We start from the raw sequence: 18642 nt of genomic DNA, 5'->3' as shown, positions 1-18642 counted from the left end.
GGCGGGGCGGTCCCGCTCAGGCCTCGGGCTCGGCCGGGGCCGCCTGCGGGTGGTCGACGCGCTCCAGCGCCTCGTCGACGCTCTCCGACACGGGCACGGTGATGCTGACGCCCGTCAGATCGAGGATCCGGCGCACCGCGGGGGTGGGCGAGATGATGTGCACGCTCCCCGGCAGCTCCCGCGCCTCCTGGTAGACGCGCAGGATGATGTTCATGCCGGAGGAGTCCATGAACGGCACCGCCGACAGGTCCAGCAGGAAGTGCCGGCGGCCGTGGTGCAGCTGGTTCGCCAGATGGTGCTGGAACTCGGTCGCGGTGTCGACGTCCAAGTAGCCCTCGACGGTCACGAGGGCCACGTCCTCACGAGGAAGTGTCACCTCGACGGACAATGGGTCCTGGGCAATGGGCACGAGTACCTCCAACAAGGTGATCAAGCTCTTCGTCGCGCAGCCGCGCGTACCCCCGAATCGCCCCCTCATGCCTGCCCCCGCCGGATCGGCCGTCCGCGTGACCTACCCCACCCTGATCCCCACGATGCACGTGTCGTCGTCGGTGTCCGACCTGCTGTACGTGAGCAGCCGGTCGAGCCGCTGGTCGAGCGTGCCCGGGGCCTTCGCCGCGGTGGTGAGGAGGTGCGTCAGCGACTCCTCCACCGAGCGGTCGCGGCGCTCGATCAGACCGTCCGTGTACATCAGCAGGTTGTCGTCCGCGGCGAGCTGCACCTCGCCCTCCTCGTAGCGCGCCTCGGGGACGGCGCCCAGCAGCAGACCGCGCACCGGCGGCAGCGGGGCCGCCTCCGAGCCGCGCACCAGCACCGGCGGCAGATGACCCGCCCGCGCCCACCGCAGGGTGCGGGTGGCCGGGTCGTACAGACCGCACACGGCGGTGGCCGTGACCCCGCCGGTGAGATGGTGCACGACCATGTTCAGCCACGACAGCAGCTGCCCTGGCCCCGCGCCGGTGACGGCGAGGCCGCGCAGCGCGTTGCGCAGCACGACCATGCTGGTCGCCGCCTCGATGCCGTGCCCCGCGACGTCGCCCACGCACAGCAGCACCAGACGCGACGGCAGCACCACCGCGTCGTACCAGTCGCCGCCGACCAGCTGCTCCGCCTCGGCCGGCCGGTAGCGCACGGCCACGTCCAGGTCGGGCATCTGCAGCGGGGCCTGCGCGGGCGGCATGATCGCACGCTGCAGCTGCAGCGCCAGCCGGTCCCGCTCGCTGGCGTGCTGCTCGGTGTGGGCCAGCTGGTCGCGGGTCGCGGCCAGCGCCACCTCCGTCCAGTGCTGCGACGAGATGTCCTGGTAGGCGCCCCGTACGGTGAGCAGCCGCCCGTCGGTGTCCAGCACCGGCTCGGCGACCACCCGGATGTGCCGGGTCACCCCGTCGGGCCGCTGCAGCCGGAACGCGGCCGAGGCCGGGCGCCGGTGGTGCAGCAGCGTGCGCAGGAAACGGCCGATGGCGACCGCGTCGTCCGGGTGGGCGTACGCCGGCAGGTCCTCCAGCGGCACCGGGGGACTGGTCTCCGGACGCCCGTAGAGGTCGAACAGCTGCCCGTTCCAGGTGATCTCCCCGGTGAGCAGGTTCTCCTCGAACCCGCCGATCCGGCCGAGCCGCTGCGCGTGCTGCAGCAGGCTCGCCAGCCGGGCCGTCTCGTCCTCGATCCGCCAGATGAACAGGATCCCCGAGCCGTGCCGGCTGACGCTGATGTCCGCGACCGCCGACAGCGGCACCTGGTCCACCAGCGCGGTCAGATGCATCCGCCGGGCCCGGAACGGCTCACCCGTGGCGTAGACCCGCTCGATCCGCTGGAACAGCTCGCTCTCCCCGGCGGCCATCGGGTACGCCTCCAGCAGCAGCGCCCCGCTGACCATGCCGCGCGGCCGGCCCGCCGGGTCCAGGAAGCGGCTGTTGACGTGCTGGATGCGGAAGTCGAGCAGGTTGCCCGACGCGTCCAGGTGCGGCACGAGCACCAGGGCCGGGTCGTACAGCCCGTCCGCCAGGTCCATCAGCTCCGCCGCGTCCGGCAGCGCCCGCTCCGGCCGGGCGGGGCCGCCCGGCGCCGTGTACGTCTCCAGGGTGTGCGCGCACAGCTCCGCCAGCGCCTCCACCTGACGCACTATCTGCGGCCGCTGCGGGGGCAGCGGCGCCGGCCAGACGATCTCCAGCACGCCGTACACCCGCCCGCCGGTCCCGGCGGGCACGGCCGCGCGGCCGCCGTCGGGGTGGTGGTGCCGGCCCACGCTGGGCAGTCCCCGCTCCGACAGCGACTCGATCCACAGCCCCTCACGCTCTGCCAGACCGCATCGCGCGACCGTCGCCACGTCCGGCGGCACGTAGTACCAGCGCGCCGCCTCGGCGGGGGAGAAGCCGGCGCTGCCGGCCAGGGTCAGCGACCCGTCGGCGCCCGCCGCCCAGATCGCCACGGCGACCGCGCCCAGCGGACGCAGCGCCTGCTCCAGCAGCGACTCCGCCACCGCCTGGGTGTCGTCGGCGGCGAGCGCCCCGCTCTCCGCCGCCCGCAGCCGTACGGCCGCAGGGTCCCCCTCCGCCTCCGCCTCGGCGGCCGCCCGGGTGGCGGCCAGGAAGGCGTGCGTCACCTCGGACATCCGGTCGCGGGCGGCCTGGTTGATCACCTCGACGGCGAACTCCAGCTGGGTCGTCCCTGCCTGCCCGGTCAGCTCCGCGAGCTGCCGCGCCGCCTGCGCGGGACCGCACCCGAGGCGCTCCACGAGGATGCCCTTGGCGAGCTCGATCAGCGCCCGCCCCTCGGCCTCCGCCTGCGCGGCCCGCACCTCACGGCTCAGCCGGTCCACCGTCGCCGCGAGCCGGCCCACGGGGGAGTCGGCGGCCACCCCGGCCGGACCCGCCGGGGTGCTCAGCAGTTCCATCTCCTCGGGCGGCGGCCCGCCCGGGTGCCCGTGGACGCTCATGCCGGCAGCCAGCGGCGCACGCAGGCGATCAGCTCACGGCTGTCGACCGGCTTGGTGACGTAGTCGCTGGCGCCCGACGCGAGGCTCTTCTCCCGGTCCCCGGGCATCGCCTTCGCGGTGACCGCGATGATCGGCAGGTCGGCGTACTGCGGCATCGACCGGATCTCGGCCGTGGCGGCGTACCCGTCCAGCTCGGGCATCATCACGTCCATCAGGACCAGTGCCACCTCGGGGTGGTCCACCAGTCTCTCGATGCCCTTGCGGCCGTCCTCGGCGTGCAGCACCCGGAAGCCGTGCAGCTCCAGGATGCCGCTGAGCGCGAAGAGGTTGCGCGCGTCGTCGTCGACGACCAGCACGGTCCGGCCCGCGAACGAGCCGTCCACCACCGCCTCCGGCGCGGTCCGCTGCGCCTCGTCCGGCCGCACCAGCGACAGCACGTCGCCGGGCTCCTCCGCCGACAGATGCAGCGCGATCCGCTCCCGCAGCTCGTCCAGGCTGGACAGGAACTCCAGCGCCGTGCCCGAGGCACGGTCGCGCAGGGCCGCCTCCACCCCGGCGTCGGCGCGGTGTCCGCTGTGCACCAGGACGGGCACGCTCGCCAGCGCGGAGTCGCCGCGCAGCGCCTCCAGGAAGCGGGTCACCTCCGCCTCCGCCATGCCCAGCTCCAGCACCACGCAGTGGCAGGGATCGGCGGCCAGCGCGCCGGCCGCCTCCTGGGCGCCGACGGCGGTGATGATGTCGACCGCCGGACGGGAGCCGCCGCCGGTGTGCGCGACGTCCTGCACCACGCTCTCCGCGACCAGGGTGAGCAGACCCCGGGGCCGCTCCTCCACCACCAGCAGACGGCGCGGACGCCGGCCGTGCTGGGCGGGGGCCGCCTCGATCGCGGGCGTCCGGCCGGACGCGGCCTCCGGCAACTCGTCCCCGGCCGGCTCCCCCTCCACGGCGGGCGCGGGCCGCAGCTGCTGCTCGAAGTCGGGCCGGGCGACGGGCAGGAACAGCGTGAACGTGGAGCCCTGGCCCGCGACGCTGTCCACGGTGACCGCGCCGCCCAGCAGGTGCGCGATCTCCCGCGTGATGGACAGACCCAGGCCCGTGCCGCCGTACTTGCGGCTGGTGGTGCCGTCGGCCTGCTGGAAGGCGCCGAAGATCGACTCCAGGTGCTGCTCCGGGATGCCCACGCCCGTGTCCCGCACCCGGAAGGCGACCACGGGGCCGCCCCGCAGCACCTCCTGCGGCACCTCGTCGTCCGGGGCCGGCTCGATCCGCAGCTCCACCTGGCCGCGCTCGGTGAACTTCACCGCGTTGGACAGCAGGTTGCGCAGCACCTGACGCAGCCGCGAGTCGTCGGTGAGCAGGTCCGCGGGCGCGCCCGGCGCGGTGGTGATCGTGAAGTCCAGGCTCTTCTGCATGGTCATCGGCCGGAACGTCGCCTCGACGTACTCGACGAGACGGCGCAGCTCCACCCGCTCGGGGCTGACGTCCATCTTGCCCGCCTCGACCTTCGACAGGTCGAGGATGTCGTTGATCAGCTGCAGCAGGTCCGAGCCCGCCGAGTGGATGATCTGCGCGTACTCCACCTGCTTGGGGGAGAGGTTGCGCGAGGGGTTCTGGGCGAGCAACTGGGCCAGGATCAGCAGGCTGTTGAGCGGGGTGCGCAGCTCGTGGCTCATGTTCGCCAGGAACTCCGACTTGTACTTCGAGGCGAGCGACAGCTGCTGCGCCCGCGCCTCGAGTTCCTGCCGGGCCTGCTCGATCTGCAGGTTCTTCGCCTCGATGTCCCGGTTCTGCGAGGCCAGCAGCGCCGCCTTGTCCTCCAGTTCGGCGTTGGAGCGCTGGAGTTCCTCCTGCTGGGTCTGCAACTCCGCGGACCGCTCCTGCAGTTCGGCGGTGAGCCGCTGCGACTCCACCAGCAGCTCGTCGGTGCGGGCGTTCGCCACGATGGTGTTGACGTTGACGCCGATGGTCTCCATCAGCTGCGCCAGGAAGTCCTGGTGGATCTGGGTGAACGGGGTCACCGACGCCAGCTCGATCACGCCGAGCACCTGGCCCTCGACCACGATCGGCAGCAGCACCAGCGCGGTCGGCACCACCTGTCCGAGCCCGGAGGAGATGGTGACGTAGTCCGGCGGAAGCTGGTCCACCAGGATGGTGCGCCGGCTGCGCGCGGCCTGACCGACCAGCGTCCTGCCGAAGGCGATGCGCGTCGGCCGCCCGCTGTCGTCCGGGTAGCCGTAGGAGCCGACGAGACGCAGCTCGGGGCCGTCCTCGCCGTCCTCCGCGAGGTAGAACGCCCCGTACTGGGCGGACACCAGCGGCACCAGCTCGTCCATGATGAGCTCCGCGACCACGGGCAGGTCGCGGTGACCCTGCATCAGCCCGGACACCCGGGCCAGGTTGGTCTTGAGCCAGTCCTGCTCCTGGTTGGCCCGGGTGGTCTCGCGCAGGGACTCCACCATCGCGTTGATGTTGTCCTTGAGCTCGGCGACCTCGCCGGACGCCTCCACGTTCACCGAGCGGGTCAGGTCGCCCTCGGCGACCGCGCTGGTCACCTCGGCGATCGCGCGGACCTGCCGGGTGAGGTTCCCGGCCAGCTCGTTGACGTTCTCCGTGAGCCGCTTCCAGGTGCCGGAGACGCCCTCGACCTCCGCCTGCCCGCCGAGACGCCCCTCGGTGCCGACCTCGCGGGCGACGCGGGTGACCTCCTGGGCGAAGGCGGAGAGCTGGTCGACCATCGTGTTGATGGTCGTCTTCAGCTCCAGGATCTCGCCGCGCGCGTCGACGTCGATCTTCTTCGACAGGTCGCCCCGGGCCACCGCGGTCGTCACCAGCGCGATGTTGCGCACCTGGCCGGTGAGGTTGTTGGCCATCGAGTTGACGTTGTCGGTGAGGTCCTTCCATGTGCCGGCGACACCCGGCACATGCGCCTGCCCGCCCAGGCGTCCCTCGGTGCCGACCTCGCGGGCGACGCGGGTGACCTCGTCGGCGAACGCGGACAGCGTGTCCACCATCGTGTTGATGACGTCCGCGAGCGCCGCGACCTCGCCCGCCGCCTCGACCCGGATCCGCTGCGACAGGTCGCCCCGGCCGACCGCGGAGGCGACCTGGGCGATGGAGCGCACCTGACCGGTCAGGTTGGACGCCATCACGTTGACGTTGTCCGTGAGGTCCTTCCAGGTGCCCGACACCCCCCGCACCTGCGCCTGTCCGCCGAGACGCCCCTCGGTGCCGACCTCGCGGGCGACGCGGGTGACCTCGTCGGCGAAGGCGGAGAGCTGGTCGACCATCGTGTTGATGGTGTTCTTGAGTTCGAGGATCTCGCCGCGGGCGTCGACGGTGATCTTCTGCGACAGGTCGCCCTCCGCGACCGCCGTGGCCACCAGCGCGATGTTGCGCACCTGGCCGGTGAGGTTGCCGGCCATGAAGTTCACCGAGTCGGTCAGGTCCCGCCAGGTGCCCCGTACACCCTGAACGTCCGCCTGCCCGCCGAGGCGTCCCTCGGTGCCGACCTCGCGGGCGACGCGGGTGACCTCGTCGGCGAAGGCGGAGAGCTGGTCGACCATCGTGTTGATGGTGTTCTTGAGTTCGAGGATCTCGCCGCGGGCGTCGACGGTGATCTTCTGCGACAGGTCGCCCTTCGCCACCGCCGTCGTCACCTGCGCCACGTTGCGCACCTGCGCCGTGAGGTTGCCCGCCATCGCGTTCACCGAGTCGGTGAGGTCCGCCCAGGTGCCCGAGACCCCCGGCACCTGCGCCTGTCCGCCGAGCGTCCCCTCCGTGCCCACCTCGCGTGCGACACGGGTGACTTCGGAGGTGAACAGCGACAGCTGGTCCACCATCCCGTTGAAGACCTTGGCGATGTCCCCCATGAGCCCGTCGGCGTCCCCGGGCAGGCGGGTACCGAAGTCCCCGTCCCGTACGGCCGTCAGTCCCGCGAGGAGCTGTCGCAGCTCCTTGTCCCCCGGCACCGTGTCGGTCCCCTCGGTGCTTCCCCTGGTCATGCGCACCCTCGTTCCGGCCCCATTCAGTGCGCATTTCCGCAGATCAGCGGAGTCGCGCGGCGAGAAATACGCCGCAGATTAACCCAGTACGCGGGCGCGCGACAAAGCAGGAGGGGGGCTTTCCGGGCCGGTTGAGAATCACGTTTTCCGGCGTGCATGTTCCCGGGAAACCGGGGTACCTGATGCGGTTTCACGTCCGCTCGGACGTTCGCCCGGCCGGGCCGGCCGCATTCGGCGGGCGCCGTTCGAATGTGTGCCCGCCGGACGGGTATCCGCTCGGGTGGAGGGGGGCGGAGTTCCGGCCCCGCTCGTGCGAAGGGGGAGCAGTTCATGGCGAGCAGTCGTACCCCGGGGAGGCCGGAAGCAGTGCCCACCGACAGCATCTGGTCGTACGCGCCGGGCGTCGGCCACGCCCGGGAAGCGGACCTCACGGGCTACACCGTCGTCGCGCGCGACGGCACCGCCGGCCACGTCGACCGCCAGGCCGCCCACCACGGCATGCCGCACCTCGTCGTGGACACGGGTGTGTGGGTGTTCGGCCGCAGTCTCCTGGTCCCCGTCGGGGTGATCACCTCGGTCGACACCGAGGGGCGGAAGCTGACGGTGTCCTGCACCCGGGCCGAGCTGAAGGCCGCGCCGCGCTTCCGCACCGACAGCGAGACCATGGACCGGGTCTACCTCACCGCCGTCGGCTACTACTACAGCGAGCTGCCCCGCGAGGAGCGGCCCGCCGGATGAACGCGGGGCCTGCCGCCCCGCCGCCGGGTTCACCAGGGCAGGAAGACGTGGATGTCCTTCCCCTGCCCATGCGTCACGACGCTCACCTGGTCGCAGAGCGTGTGGATCAGATGCCATCCGATGCCGCCCCCGCCGCTGTGCGGATGGAACGGGCGCGGGGCCGGCTCGGTGGTGCTGGTGTCGTGCATCACCACATGCACCCCGTCGAACGTGCGGCGCAGCCGCAGCTCGAACGGTCCGGGGGCGTACTGCACCGCGTTGGCGGCCAGTTCCGTGACCACCAGGAGTATGTCGTCCCAGTGCTCCGGCGCCGACGGCGCCGACGCGCGGGCCAGGTCGAAGAGGAATTCCTCCGCGACCAGACGTGCGTCCGTCACATCGTGCAGCTCCCCCGGGAAGCTGGCGATGCGGCTCGTGATCTCCTCGCCGGCCAGTGTCCTGTCCCTACGCGACTCGGGTGCCATGTCGCCTTCCAGGCCCCGGTCGTCGCCGGGGCGGTCGTCGCTGCTGTTGCGTTCCCCGATCGTTGGGTTCCCGTGCGGGCGGAGCCTACGCGCCCGCCTGCCCGACGGTGCGGGGTGACAAACCCCGCACCCCGTGGCGCGCATGATCAGCGGAACACGTTGTCCTCGTCCCACACCGACGCGTCGGTGCGCACCGGGGGGCGCGCCGGGCGCGTGCGGGACTGGTACATCGCGTCGATCTCCAGGGCGTAGCGGCGCACGATCTCGTCCCGGCGCAGCTTCATCGACGGCGTCAGCAGTCCGTTGGACACGTCGAACGGCTCCGGCAGCACACGGAACACCCGGATCGACTCCGACCTGGACACGCTGCTGTTGGCGGCGGCGACCGCCCGCCCGATCTCCTCCCGCAGCGCGTTCTCCTCCCGCGCCTCCCGCGCCGGGGCGTCGCCCTGCAGCGACAGGGCCGCCCGCCAGTCCGCCAGGAACTCCGGGTCCAGCGTGATCAGGGCGCCCACGCACGGCCGGTTGTCGCCCACCACCACGGCCTGGTGGACGAGGGGGTGCATCCGCAGCCGCTGCTCCAGGGCGGCCGGGGCCACGCTCTTGCCGCTGCTGGTGACGATGATGTCCTTCTTGCGGCCCGTGATCGTCAGGTAGCCCTCGCCGTCCAGCCGGCCCAGGTCGCCCGTGGCCAGCCACCCGCCCCGCAGGGCCGCCCGGGTCGCGGCCGGTTCGCCGATGTACCCCTGGAACACCGACGGCCCGCGCACCAGGATCTCCCCGTCCTCGGCCACCTTGATCGCGGTGCCCGGCAGCGGCTGCCCGACCGTCCCCGACTTCTCCCTGCCGTACGGCTGCATGGTGATGCCGCCGCTGGTCTCGGTGAGGCCGTAGCCGTCGTGCACGTAGATGCCGATGCCCTCGTAGAAGAGGGACAGGTCGCGGGAGAGCGGGGAGCCGCCGGACGTGGCCCGCAGCACCCGGCCGCCGAGCGTCGCCCGCAGCTTGCGGTACACGGTCCGCTCGTACAGGGCGTGCTGCATCCGCAGGTCGAAGCCGGGCCCGGACCCGCGTCCGAGGCGCTGCCGCTCCGTCGCCGCCGCGAAGTCACGCGCGGTGCCGGCGGCCCGCTCGAACAGCGCCCCGCGCCCCGACAACTGCGAGGCCCGCAGGAAGTTCTTGTAGATCTTCTCCAGCAAGGACGGCACCGCGTACAGATACGTGGGACGGAACGACCGCAGCGACGTCGACAGCGCGTCGGCGCCCAGGTCCGGCTCGTGGCCCATCAGCAGGCCGCCGCGGATGCACAGACTCTGGATCATCAGCCCGTACACGTGCGAGAACGGCAGGAACGCCAGCACGGACCCCTGCTCGCCGGGCGGCGCCGCGACATGCCCCCAGCCCGCCAGCAGCGTGTCGCAGATGAACGCCAGCCCGCGGTGGCTGAGGGCGCAGCCCATGGCGTGCCCCGAGGTGCCGGAGGTGTACGCCACCACGGCCGTCGTGTCCGGCAGCACGATCCGCCGCAGCGAGTCGACCGTCGCCGCCGGGATGGCCTCGCCGCGCGCCACCAGCTGGTCCAGCGCGCCCGCGTCGAGCTGCCACACGTGCCGCAGCCGGGGCAGCTGGGCGCACACCGAGCCCACGGTCATCACGCTCTGCTCGTCCTCGACCAGCACGGCCACACAGCCGGCGTCGCGCAGGATCCACTCGACCTGCTCCCGCGAGGAGGTGGGGTAGACCGGCACGACCTCGGCGCCCACCGTCCACAGGGCGTGGCACAGGACGGTCCACTCGTAGCGGGTGCGCGCCATGATCGCGACGCGGGTGCCCGGCTGGATGCCGGACGCGATCAGGCCCTTGGCGAGATCGACCACCTCGTCGCGGAACTCGACGGCGCTGACCTCCTCCCAGGTGGCGGAGGCCCCGGTGCGGCGGGCCAGCACCGGCATGGTCGGGCTCTCGGCCGCCCTCGCGAACAGGCTGTCGGCGAGGCCGCCGGTCAGGGGCGAGGCGTACGGCGGAGCGAGAGCGAGGTCGCGCATGCACTGCTCCTCATGGTGACGGGGGGTGACGGTGCATGAATGTAGTCCAGCCGGGCGGGCCCTGGGCCGGGATCACGTCAAGTGTGTCCGCACTGATGACTGGGCCGCTTTCGGGGGACCCGGTCCCCATGACCTACGTCAATCCCGATCCCGATCCGGACCGCACCACCGGCCTCGAGGCAGGTGGCGGCGTCCCCCCGGGCGAGACCCCGCCCGCGGAGAGCAGCATGCCCGAGGCGGGCCCGTACGAACTGGACCACAACCCCGCCAAGGGCTGGTCCAAGGGCCCCCTGACCGCGATCCTCGCCGTGGTCGCCTTCATCGCGGCGTTCTTCCTGGTTTACGCGATCATCCTGCTCCTGTAAGGGACCCGGCCACCCTGGTCACCGGCCCCACGAGGCCGGCGGCGGGTCACGTGTGCCCTGGAGGGGCGCGGGGAACTGCGCGAGAAGCCCCCACGCACCCGCACGAACGCCGTACGGCGCTACGCGGGAGGCAGCGCCTCCAGAGCGTTGCGGAGTTCGGCCCGCGACGTGATTCCGAGCTTCGGGAACACACGGTAGAGATGCGACGACACGGTCCGCGGCGAAAGGAACAGACGCGACGCGATCTGCGGGTTGGACAGCCCCGTCGCCGCCAGCCTCGCGACCTCCAGCTCCTGCGGGGTGAGGGCCTCACCGGCCTTGCCCCGGCCGGTCCGCGTCATGCCGGTGGCGCGGAGCTCCGCCGCGGCCCGGGCTTCCCACGAACGGGCCCCGAGTTCCTCGAAGAGGCCGCGGGCGGCAGCCAGTTGCACCCGGGCGTCACGGTTGCGTCCTTGCCGGCGAAGCGCTTCGCCGTACGCCAGACGAGCCCGGCCGGCCTCGAAGGGCCACTGCTCGACGCCCGGCAGTCCGAGCGCCTCCTCGAAGCACCGGCCCCTGTCCTCGGCAGCCGATGTCATCGCCGTGACCGTGGCCGCGCTCAGCGCGAACCGCGACGAGAGGTGACCGACACCGGCGTCGCGCAGCGCGTCCGCGTGCCGTCGCGCCTCGGCGTGCCGCCCGGTGCGTACGGCGGCCTCGACGAGGTCCGGCGCGGACCACACGGCCTCGGGGTTGAACGGCGGCAGCACACCCGGGGCGCAGATCGCCGTGGCGTGCCGGAACGCCGTCTCGAAGTCGGCGGCGCCGAGTGCCGCCCGGGCCGCCGCCTGGTGGGCGCAGTTCTCCAGCCGCCTCAGGCCCCTGGGACCCGACCACCCCCAGACGGCCTCGCAGTGTTCCCGGCACGCGTCGAGGGCGCCGAGCTGGGCCGCGGCCATCGCGGCGACGTAGTGCCCCACCTGGGAGAAGAGGTGATACCCCGTCTCCTCGGACAGGGCGATGAGCTCGTCCGCGGCGCCGGCCGACGCCTGCCACCGGCCGCTGTACAGGTCGTCCAGGGCGACGAACATCAGGGCCGGCATGCTCGATCCCACCGCGCCGCCGTCGCGTATGACCCGGGACAGGGCCTCGCGGCACCCCGGAAGCCGGTCGAGGTACGAGGCGGTCAGGGCGGTGCGGACGACCACGTCGGCGTCGCTCTGGTCCCTCAGCCGCGCGATCTCCTCGTCCAGGCGGCGCAGCATGCCGTCGGTGACGGAACCGAGGTCGTGGTGGACGCGCCCCAGCGATGCCGCGGCGGCGGGCGTCGCCTCGGGGAACCGGGCGAGCACGTCGACCAGAGGCTCCCAGTGCTCCGGCCGGCCCGAGTACTGGCTGGCGAGGGTGAGAGTGAACAGCGCGGTCTCCAGCTCACCCGACGGCGGACCGGGCGCCACCGGCGCCTGCCCGACCGCCTCCGTCAGCAGCGCGTGGGCGGTGTCGGCGTCGCCTTCCGTGACGAGCAGGAGGAAGCCGGCCGTCGCCGCCGCCGAGAGCGACCGTGCGGCCGGACCGCCCGTGACCTCACGCATGATCTCGTGGCTGACCTCCAGATGCCCCGCCACCCAGGCGGCGGCATAGGCGGCCTGCGACAGGCGGCGTCTGCGGTCCGCGCGGTCGGGGCTCAGCTCGGCCGCGCGCCGCAGTCTCGCTATCGCGCCGTCGGCGTCACCGCGCCGCAGGCTGCTCCGGGCCGCCGACTCCACGACGGCGGCGACCGCCTCGTCGGGGGCCGTCGTGGCTCTGGCGAGGTGATCACCGTGCCGCTCGGGCTGGCCGGCCAGCGCGTCGGCCAGCCGGCGGTGGGCGCCGCGCCGCTGCTCGCCGGTGGAACCGTCGACCACCGCGGACCTGACCAGCGGATGCCTGAAGCGCACCGCGCGGCCGTTCTCCGTGACCATGATCAGGTGGTCACGCTCCGCGGGAGCGAGTTCATCGAGGCTGCCCGGCCCGCCGGCCGCCTCGAGAACGCCGATGTCGCCGGAGCCCTCGAGAGCCGCGAGCAGCAGGATCTCGCGCGTTTCCCGCGGCAGTCGTCCGACGCGGGCGCCGTACAGGGCGCGCACATCCCGCCCCGGGCCGCTCGCCCGTCCCGCCCCTCGGCCGGGTCGGCCGCCGGACGCCCCGGTGGACCCGGCGAACTCGAGGAGCGCCAGGGGGTTTCCCTGCGCCTCGTGCGCCACGGTCGAAAGAACCCGGCGGGGGAGGTGGGCGAAGCGTCGGGACAGCAGCCGCAGGGCGTCCGCGTCGTCCAGCGGCGCGATCGCGCGCTCCGGCAGACCGGTGGACGGGAAGGACGCGCCGGACTCCGCCCGCTGCGCTCCGAGCAGCCCGATGCGGCGGCCCCCCAGTCGTCTGGCGACGAAACCCACCGCGGCCTGGCTCGCCTGGTCGACGACATGGAGGTCGTCGACCACGAGGAGCAACGGCCGCTCCTTCGCGGCCTCGTCGAACAGGGACAGTGCCGCGTTCAGGACGGCGATCCGGCTCGGCGCGGGACCGGCGCCGAGACCGAGGGCGACCTCGAGGGCCTCCCGCACGGCACGCGGCAGACGGCCGAACACGTCCGGCAGCGAGCCGACGAGCTGATGGAGCCCCGCGAAGCTGATGTCCGTCTCGTACTCGACACCGCTCCCGCGGACGACCCGCATCCCCTTCGCCGCCGCCAGCTCGGCGGTCGCGTCCAGGAGTGCCGTCTTCCCCACGCCCGGATCACCGGTGAGCAGCAGGACGGCTCCGTCCGTCCCGGCCGTCTCCAGGAACGCCGCGAGCTCGGCGAGTTCGCCCTCCCGGCCGACCAGCCCGGTCGGGCCGACGCCCGTGCCTGTCCCTGACTTCGCCCACATCCGCCGCGTCCCTCGCCGTACCTCGCGAGGCAGTCGAACCACCAGCCACGCACTCGACCAGGAAGTATCGCACCCGCCGGCAAACGGAGCCGGAAGCCGTCCGCTGCGCCGACACCCGCAGCTCCTGCTCGACGCACGCGTGGCCGGACGGTCCGGGAGCCGGGCGGATCAGGGCGCTTGCCCGGCCAGGCTGCGCAGGGCCCGTGCGGCGGGCGATCCGGGGTCGGCCGTGGTCAGGACGACCTCCTGGTCGTCCTCGGGCACGAGCAGGACGTCGCAGTTCAACCGCAGAGCGCCGGCCTCCGGATGCTCCAGGGTCTTGCTGCGGTGCCCGGGGGCGTGGACCGGACGGGTCTGCCAGATCTGCCGGAACTCCTCGCTGCCGTCGTGCAGTTCGGCCAGCAGAGCGGCCAGCCGCGGGTCGTGCGGGTAACGGTCGGCGGCCCGGCGCAGCCGCGCCACCGCGATGTGTCCGAATTCCTCGGAGCCGGAGCTTTCGTACGTCCGCCCCCGGCCGAGGAAGCGGCGGCGGGCCAGGTTCGGCGTCCCGTCTGCGAGGTCACCGCCCAGCAGTGCCCGGGCCAGGGGGTTCCACGCGACGACGTGGTACGCCGCGTCGGTGACGACGGCACCGGTCTCCGGCAGCCTGTCCAGCATCCGGGCCACGTGCGGGCGCACCCGGCGCACGGCGGTGGTGCCGGGCGGCGCGCTCGAACCCGCCAGGCGGAACAGGTGGCTGCGTTCGGCCGGCGTGAGGCGCAGCGCGCGGGCCAGCGCGTCCAGGATCCGGGCCGACGGCCGCGGTCCCCGGGCCTGTTCCAGCCGGGTGTAGTAGTCGACCGACATGTGGGCGAGCTCCGCCACCTCTTCGCGGCGCAGGCCCGGTGTGCGGCGGGCGGTGCCCGTCTCCGGCAGGCCGATCTCGTGCGGCCGCAGGGCCGCCCGGCGTCCCCGCAGGTACTGGGCCAGTTCCTGCCGTGCCATACCGCCTCCTGCCCTCCCACTGCCTGGTACGGACTGTCCCTGGCCGGACGCCTGCGACCGGGGAAGTGTGGCTGCCATGAACGAACGCACAGCACTGGTCACCGGTGCAAACAAGGGCATCGGCAAGCATATTGCGCGGCTCCTCGCCGCCGAGGGCCTCACCGTGTACGTGGGTTCCCGCGACCCCGGGCGCGGGCAGCGGGCCGTCGAGGAGATCGGCGCCGGGGCCCGCCCGCTCGTCCTCGACGTGAGTGATCCGGACGGCATCGCACAGGCCGCGGCTCAGGTGGACCGCTTGGACGTGCTGGTCAACAACGCCGGCGTCTCGGTGTCACTCGCCCCGCCGGCCGGCACCGGCGTCGAGGAGTTCCGGCGCACGTACGAGACCAATGTGTTCGGCGTGGTGGCGGTGACCAATGCCTTCCTGCCCGCCCTGCGCCGGTCGCCGCGCCCGCGTGTCGTCAACATCTCCAGTGGCACCGCGTCGCTGACCTGGAGCACGCATCCCAATCCCCAGTTCACCCCGGGAAGCGGCGGCGCCGCCGCCTACCGTTCGTCCAAGGCCGCCCTCAACGCCCTGACCGTCCTGTACGCCCAGACGCTGGCCGACGACGGCTTCAAGGTCAACGCGCTCGCTCCCGGTCTGCGGGCCACTGATCTCACTCCCGGGGCCGCCGCTGCCGGCGGCGACCCGGCGGAGGCCGCACAAGGCGCCCTCCGTCTGGCCCTGCTGCCGGACGACGGCCCCACCGGAGGCTTCTTCTCCTGGGACGGGACCCCCGTGCCCTGGTGACGAGCCGCCAGGTCCCGGCGGGGGCGAGGGGGCGTCACGGAACTGCCACCGCGGTGCCTTCCTCGCCCTTCCCTCTGTGGTGTGCGGGCGCCGCGGAGCGCACCGGGGGCGGAGCCGGGCTGCTGGTCATCTGGTGAGCCAGGCTCCGAAACGCCGCTGCAGCCGGGGATTGATCTGCCAGACCATCGCCGCTGCCGCCGCCGGGACGAGTACGGCGAGTCGCACCGGCAGGTACAGATCCCCCAGAACAGGGTCCGTGGCCAGGCCCAGCAGGACGATGGTGGGATAGATGCCGCACACGGTGAGGAGCCACAGCTTCCCACGCCGGACGGCGGCCGGAACGGTGGGACCGCTCCGGGCTTCGGCGTCCGCGACCGCGTCGCGGCTCTGCTCCCGGAGGGGGGAAACAGGTCTCTCGTTCATGGACCACTCCACATCACAATGCTGCGTACCGTGCACGACGGGCTGCCCGGCGCCCAGGTGGGCGCCGGGCCGGGCGACGATCCGATCAGTGGGCGGACCGGGTGTGGTCCTGCTCCACGTACACCTTGAGGGCCTGGAACTCCTCGATCGCTCGCGGGCCGCACAGGTAGCCGTAACCGCTTCCCTTGACGCCGCCCTCCTCGAAATCCTCGCTGACGGCTCCCCAGGTGTTGATCCACACCGTGCCGGTGCGGATGCGCCGGGCGATCCGGCGGGCCTTCATCGAGTCCGAGCTGAACACCGAGGCGGCCAGGCCGTAGATGGTGGCGTTCGCCTTGGTCACGGCGTCGTCCTCGTCGTCGAAGATCTCGAACGTCTGGACCGGGCCGAAGACCTCCTCCTGCACGATCCGGACGTCGGTGCGGTCCACCTCGACCAGGCTCGGCCGGTAGAACGCCCCGGCGGCCAGCGGGCCGTCGGTGACCGCACCGCCGCGCAGCAGCACCGTGCCGTACGAGGCGGCCTCCTCGACGATCGCGTCCACCCGCTGGGCGGACGCCCGGTCGATCACCGGGCCGAGCTGGGCCTTCTCGTCGTCGCCCGAGCCGAGCCGCACCTGCGCGAGGGCGTCGGTGAGGCGGGTGCGCACCTGGTCGGCGATGTCCCGGTGAACCAGTACACGGGAACCGGTGCAGCAGAACTGCCCGTTCATCAGCACCAGCGACTGCACGACGGTCGGGATCACCAGGTCCAGATCGGCGTCGGGAAGGACCACCATCGGCGCCTTGCCGCCCAGTTCCAGACCGACCCGCTTGAGCGTGGTGGAGGCCGCGGCCGCGATACGGCGCCCGACCGGCGTACTGCCGGTGTAGTTGATCACGGCGACCTTGTCCGAGGAGACCAGGAACGGGGCCCCGGTGTTGCCGGACTCGGTGAACACGCTGACCACGCCCGCAGGGATCTCCGGGACCGAGGCCAGGACCTGCGCGAAAAGCTCATTGGTCAGCGCCGTCTGAGCCGGAAGCTTGACCACGACGGTGCAGCCGGCGGCCAGCGCCGGGCCCAGCGCCCGCACGGTCAGCATGACGGGGGAGTTCCAGGGAGAAATGATCCCGGCGACACCGAGCGGCTCGGGCACCGAGTGGGTGTACTGGCCGGGTGCCGTCTCGGCGGCGCGCCCGGCGTTCTGGGTACGTGCGGACGCCGCCGCGTACCGCAGCCACCCGACCGCGCCGCTGACCTCCCACGTGGTCTCGCCCAGCAGCTTGCCGTTCTCCCGGGACAGCATGGCCGCGACCTCGGGTGTCCGGGCCTTGAGGGCGTCGGCCAGCCGGCTGAGCGCGGTCGACCGAAGGGAGGGAGTGCGGGCCCACTCGGTGGTCTCGAACGCGGTGGCGGCGGCGTCCACGGCGGCCGAGGCCTCCGCCTCGCCACCGTCGTAGAACGAGCCGACGACGGTGCCGTCGGCCGGGTTGATCGACTGCAGAACCGAGCCGGAGCCGGTCCACCGTCCGTTGATCCAGTGCCGCGCGATGGTGGTCATGGTCCGCTCCTCGTGGTCTCGCCCGGGTACCGGGCGGTTTCGATGTCTCCACGAGAATGGCTCGGCCCCCGTACCGACAGCCTCCGTCACCTGACTGACATCCGCCCGCCGGCCTCCCAGCGTCAGTACTGACCCTGGGAGGGTGCCGGACGCGCTCAGCCCGAGCGCCCCGAAGAGGCGTGGGGAACTGCGCGCGCAACCCCCACGCACCCGCACGGACCGCGCCCCGGAGGCGCCCCATAGGGGCCCGGGGAACTGCGCGCGCACTCCCCACGCACCCGCACGGACGGACCGCGCCCACCTACGCCTGCGTATGCCGCACGCACTCCGTCACGACGTCCCGCAAACTCTCCGTCCGCTCCAGCAGCGCCCGCTGCACCATCGCCCCGTTCCCGTCCCGCAGCAGCCGCTCGCACCCCTCGCGGGCGCGATCCACGTCGCCATGGTCGGCAAGGGCATCGGCGACGTGGTCCAGCAGCGAACGGACGACCGCCTCGGCGGGCATCCTCCGCATCGTCTCCGGATGCAGCAGCTCCCCGGTCAGACCGGACCGCGCCGCCTGCCAGGCGGACAGCCGCAGCAGGGAGACGCCCGGGTCGACCGGCTCCCGGCCCTCCCGCCACTCCCGCGCCGCCGTCTCCACCAGCGCCCGCGTCAGCGTGGCGATCAGCCCCGCCGTCTCCGCGTGCAGCGCGACGTCCGAAACCCGTACCTCCACCGTCGGGTACCGCTCGGAAAGACGGGCGTCGAAGTAGATCATCCCCTCGTCGAGGATCGCCCCGGTCGACACCATGTCCGCGACCCGACGGTGGTACCGCTCCGGCGACTCGAACAGCTCGGTCGGCCCCGCCGAAGGCCACCGCTGCCACACCCGGCTGCGGTAGCTGGCGTACCCCGAGTCCTTGCCCTGCCAGAACGGCGAGTTCGCGCTCAGCGCGGTCAGCACCGCCAGCCACGGCCGCAGCCGGTCGAGGACGGCCACGCCCTCCTCGTCGGACTCCACCGACACGTGCACGTGACAGCCCATGACGAGCTGCTCACGCGTCGCGATCCCGTACTGCTTCTCCATCCACCGGTACCGCTCGTTGACGCCGACCGCCGGGCTGACCGGCAGCGGAGACGTGGCCAGCGCGGCGACCGTGCAGCCGATCTCCTCGGCGTGTCCCGCCGCCTCCTTGCGGCAGCGGGCTATCTCCGCGAGCAGGCGCTCCATCGACGACTCCGGATGAGTCGCGAACTCCACCATCTGCTCGTGCAGTTCCTTCTCGAAGACGTCCTGACCCGCGTCCTCCCGCTCGGCACGGGCGAGCACCGCCGCGGACATCGCCCGCGGTTCGCCTGTCTCCGGATCGACCAGGAGGAGTTCCTCCTCCACTCCCACGGTGCGCACCTGATGCTCGCCCTTCTGCCTGCCGCGTAGACGCCGAGCAGCCCTCGGCCGTACGACCCGCATGCCCCGCGCGGGACGC

General features: G+C 72.8%; 13 protein-coding genes. 3 read left to right on the top strand and 10 right to left on the bottom strand.

What is annotated here, in order from left to right; all coding sequences use genetic code 11:
- Positions 1-16: 16 nt before the first annotated feature.
- The 3 genes from ACQY0Z_RS34960 to ACQY0Z_RS34950 all read right to left on the bottom strand — a co-directional run bounded on the left by ACQY0Z_RS34960 (position 17) and on the right by ACQY0Z_RS34950 (position 6933).
- Positions 17-409, bottom strand: a complete 393-nt coding sequence (locus ACQY0Z_RS34960; RefSeq protein ID WP_026244112.1) for an STAS domain-containing protein — start codon at positions 407-409, stop codon at positions 17-19.
- A gap of 102 nt (positions 410-511) precedes the next feature.
- On the bottom strand, positions 512-2890 hold the full coding sequence (locus tag ACQY0Z_RS34955; protein ID WP_254585573.1) for a SpoIIE family protein phosphatase: 2379 nt from the start codon (positions 2888-2890) through the stop codon (positions 512-514).
- A 38-nt stretch (positions 2891-2928) separates the two neighbouring features.
- The gene (locus ACQY0Z_RS34950) at positions 2929-6933 is read right to left on the bottom strand and encodes a HAMP domain-containing protein (protein WP_347226336.1); all 4005 of its coding nucleotides are present in this window, start codon (positions 6931-6933) and stop codon (positions 2929-2931) included.
- Positions 6934-7299: 366 nt separating this feature from the next.
- On the opposite strand from ACQY0Z_RS34950, the gene ACQY0Z_RS34945 reads away from it, so the two are divergent.
- Positions 7300-7671 carry a PRC-barrel domain containing protein gene (locus tag ACQY0Z_RS34945; RefSeq protein ID WP_189901874.1) on the top strand — a complete coding sequence of 124 codons (372 nt, stop codon included), beginning with the start codon at positions 7300-7302 and terminating at the stop codon, positions 7669-7671.
- A 29-nt stretch (positions 7672-7700) separates the two neighbouring features.
- Here the strand turns inward: ACQY0Z_RS34945 and ACQY0Z_RS34940 are convergent, their stop codons facing one another.
- Together ACQY0Z_RS34940 and ACQY0Z_RS34935 are read right to left on the bottom strand one after the other, a co-directional pair.
- On the bottom strand, positions 7701-8135 hold the full coding sequence (locus tag ACQY0Z_RS34940) for an ATP-binding protein (protein ID WP_019527402.1): 435 nt from the start codon (positions 8133-8135) through the stop codon (positions 7701-7703).
- 146 nt (positions 8136-8281) lie between these two features.
- Positions 8282-10180: an AMP-dependent synthetase/ligase gene (locus ACQY0Z_RS34935; protein ID WP_439812679.1), complete on the bottom strand. Its 1899-nt coding sequence runs from the start codon at positions 10178-10180 to the stop codon at positions 8282-8284.
- Positions 10181-10308: 128 nt separating this feature from the next.
- On the opposite strand from ACQY0Z_RS34935, the gene ACQY0Z_RS34930 reads away from it, so the two are divergent.
- The gene (locus ACQY0Z_RS34930) at positions 10309-10545 is read left to right on the top strand and encodes a DUF6480 family protein (protein ID WP_019527404.1); all 237 of its coding nucleotides are present in this window, start codon (positions 10309-10311) and stop codon (positions 10543-10545) included.
- A 119-nt stretch (positions 10546-10664) separates the two neighbouring features.
- Here ACQY0Z_RS34930 and ACQY0Z_RS34925 read toward each other — a convergent pair whose 3' ends face one another.
- Both ACQY0Z_RS34925 and ACQY0Z_RS34920 read right to left on the bottom strand, forming a co-directional pair.
- Positions 10665-13430: a helix-turn-helix transcriptional regulator gene (locus ACQY0Z_RS34925; protein WP_189901870.1), complete on the bottom strand. Its 2766-nt coding sequence runs from the start codon at positions 13428-13430 to the stop codon at positions 10665-10667.
- 168 nt (positions 13431-13598) lie between these two features.
- The gene (locus tag ACQY0Z_RS34920) at positions 13599-14414 is read right to left on the bottom strand and encodes a helix-turn-helix transcriptional regulator (RefSeq protein WP_439812680.1); all 816 of its coding nucleotides are present in this window, start codon (positions 14412-14414) and stop codon (positions 13599-13601) included.
- 76 nt (positions 14415-14490) lie between these two features.
- Between ACQY0Z_RS34920 and ACQY0Z_RS34915 the strand changes: the two genes are divergently transcribed.
- Positions 14491-15207 (top strand): SDR family oxidoreductase, encoded by a 717-nt coding sequence (locus ACQY0Z_RS34915; protein ID WP_189901868.1) that lies wholly within the window; start codon positions 14491-14493, stop codon positions 15205-15207.
- 126 nt (positions 15208-15333) lie between these two features.
- On the opposite strand, the gene ACQY0Z_RS34910 is transcribed toward ACQY0Z_RS34915, so the two are convergent.
- From ACQY0Z_RS34910 to ACQY0Z_RS34900, 3 genes are all read right to left on the bottom strand, one after another.
- Positions 15334-15630: a hypothetical protein gene (locus tag ACQY0Z_RS34910; RefSeq protein ID WP_198427675.1), complete on the bottom strand. Its 297-nt coding sequence runs from the start codon at positions 15628-15630 to the stop codon at positions 15334-15336.
- Between the two features lie 85 nt (positions 15631-15715).
- Positions 15716-17173 (bottom strand): aldehyde dehydrogenase family protein, encoded by a 1458-nt coding sequence (locus ACQY0Z_RS34905; RefSeq protein WP_439812681.1) that lies wholly within the window; start codon positions 17171-17173, stop codon positions 15716-15718.
- 301 nt (positions 17174-17474) lie between these two features.
- A complete protein-coding gene (locus tag ACQY0Z_RS34900) occupies positions 17475-18563 on the bottom strand; it encodes a glutamate--cysteine ligase 2 (RefSeq protein WP_189901865.1) in 1089 nt (362 codons plus the stop codon).
- Between the last annotated feature and the right edge of the window lie 79 nt (positions 18564-18642).

This window comes from Streptomyces sp. P9-2, from assembly GCF_051903975.1.
GTDB lineage: Bacteria > Actinomycetota > Actinomycetes > Streptomycetales > Streptomycetaceae > Streptomyces > Streptomyces cellulosae.
The sequence above is the reverse complement of the archived record's forward strand: the minus strand, read 5'-3'. Positions and strand labels throughout refer to the sequence as shown.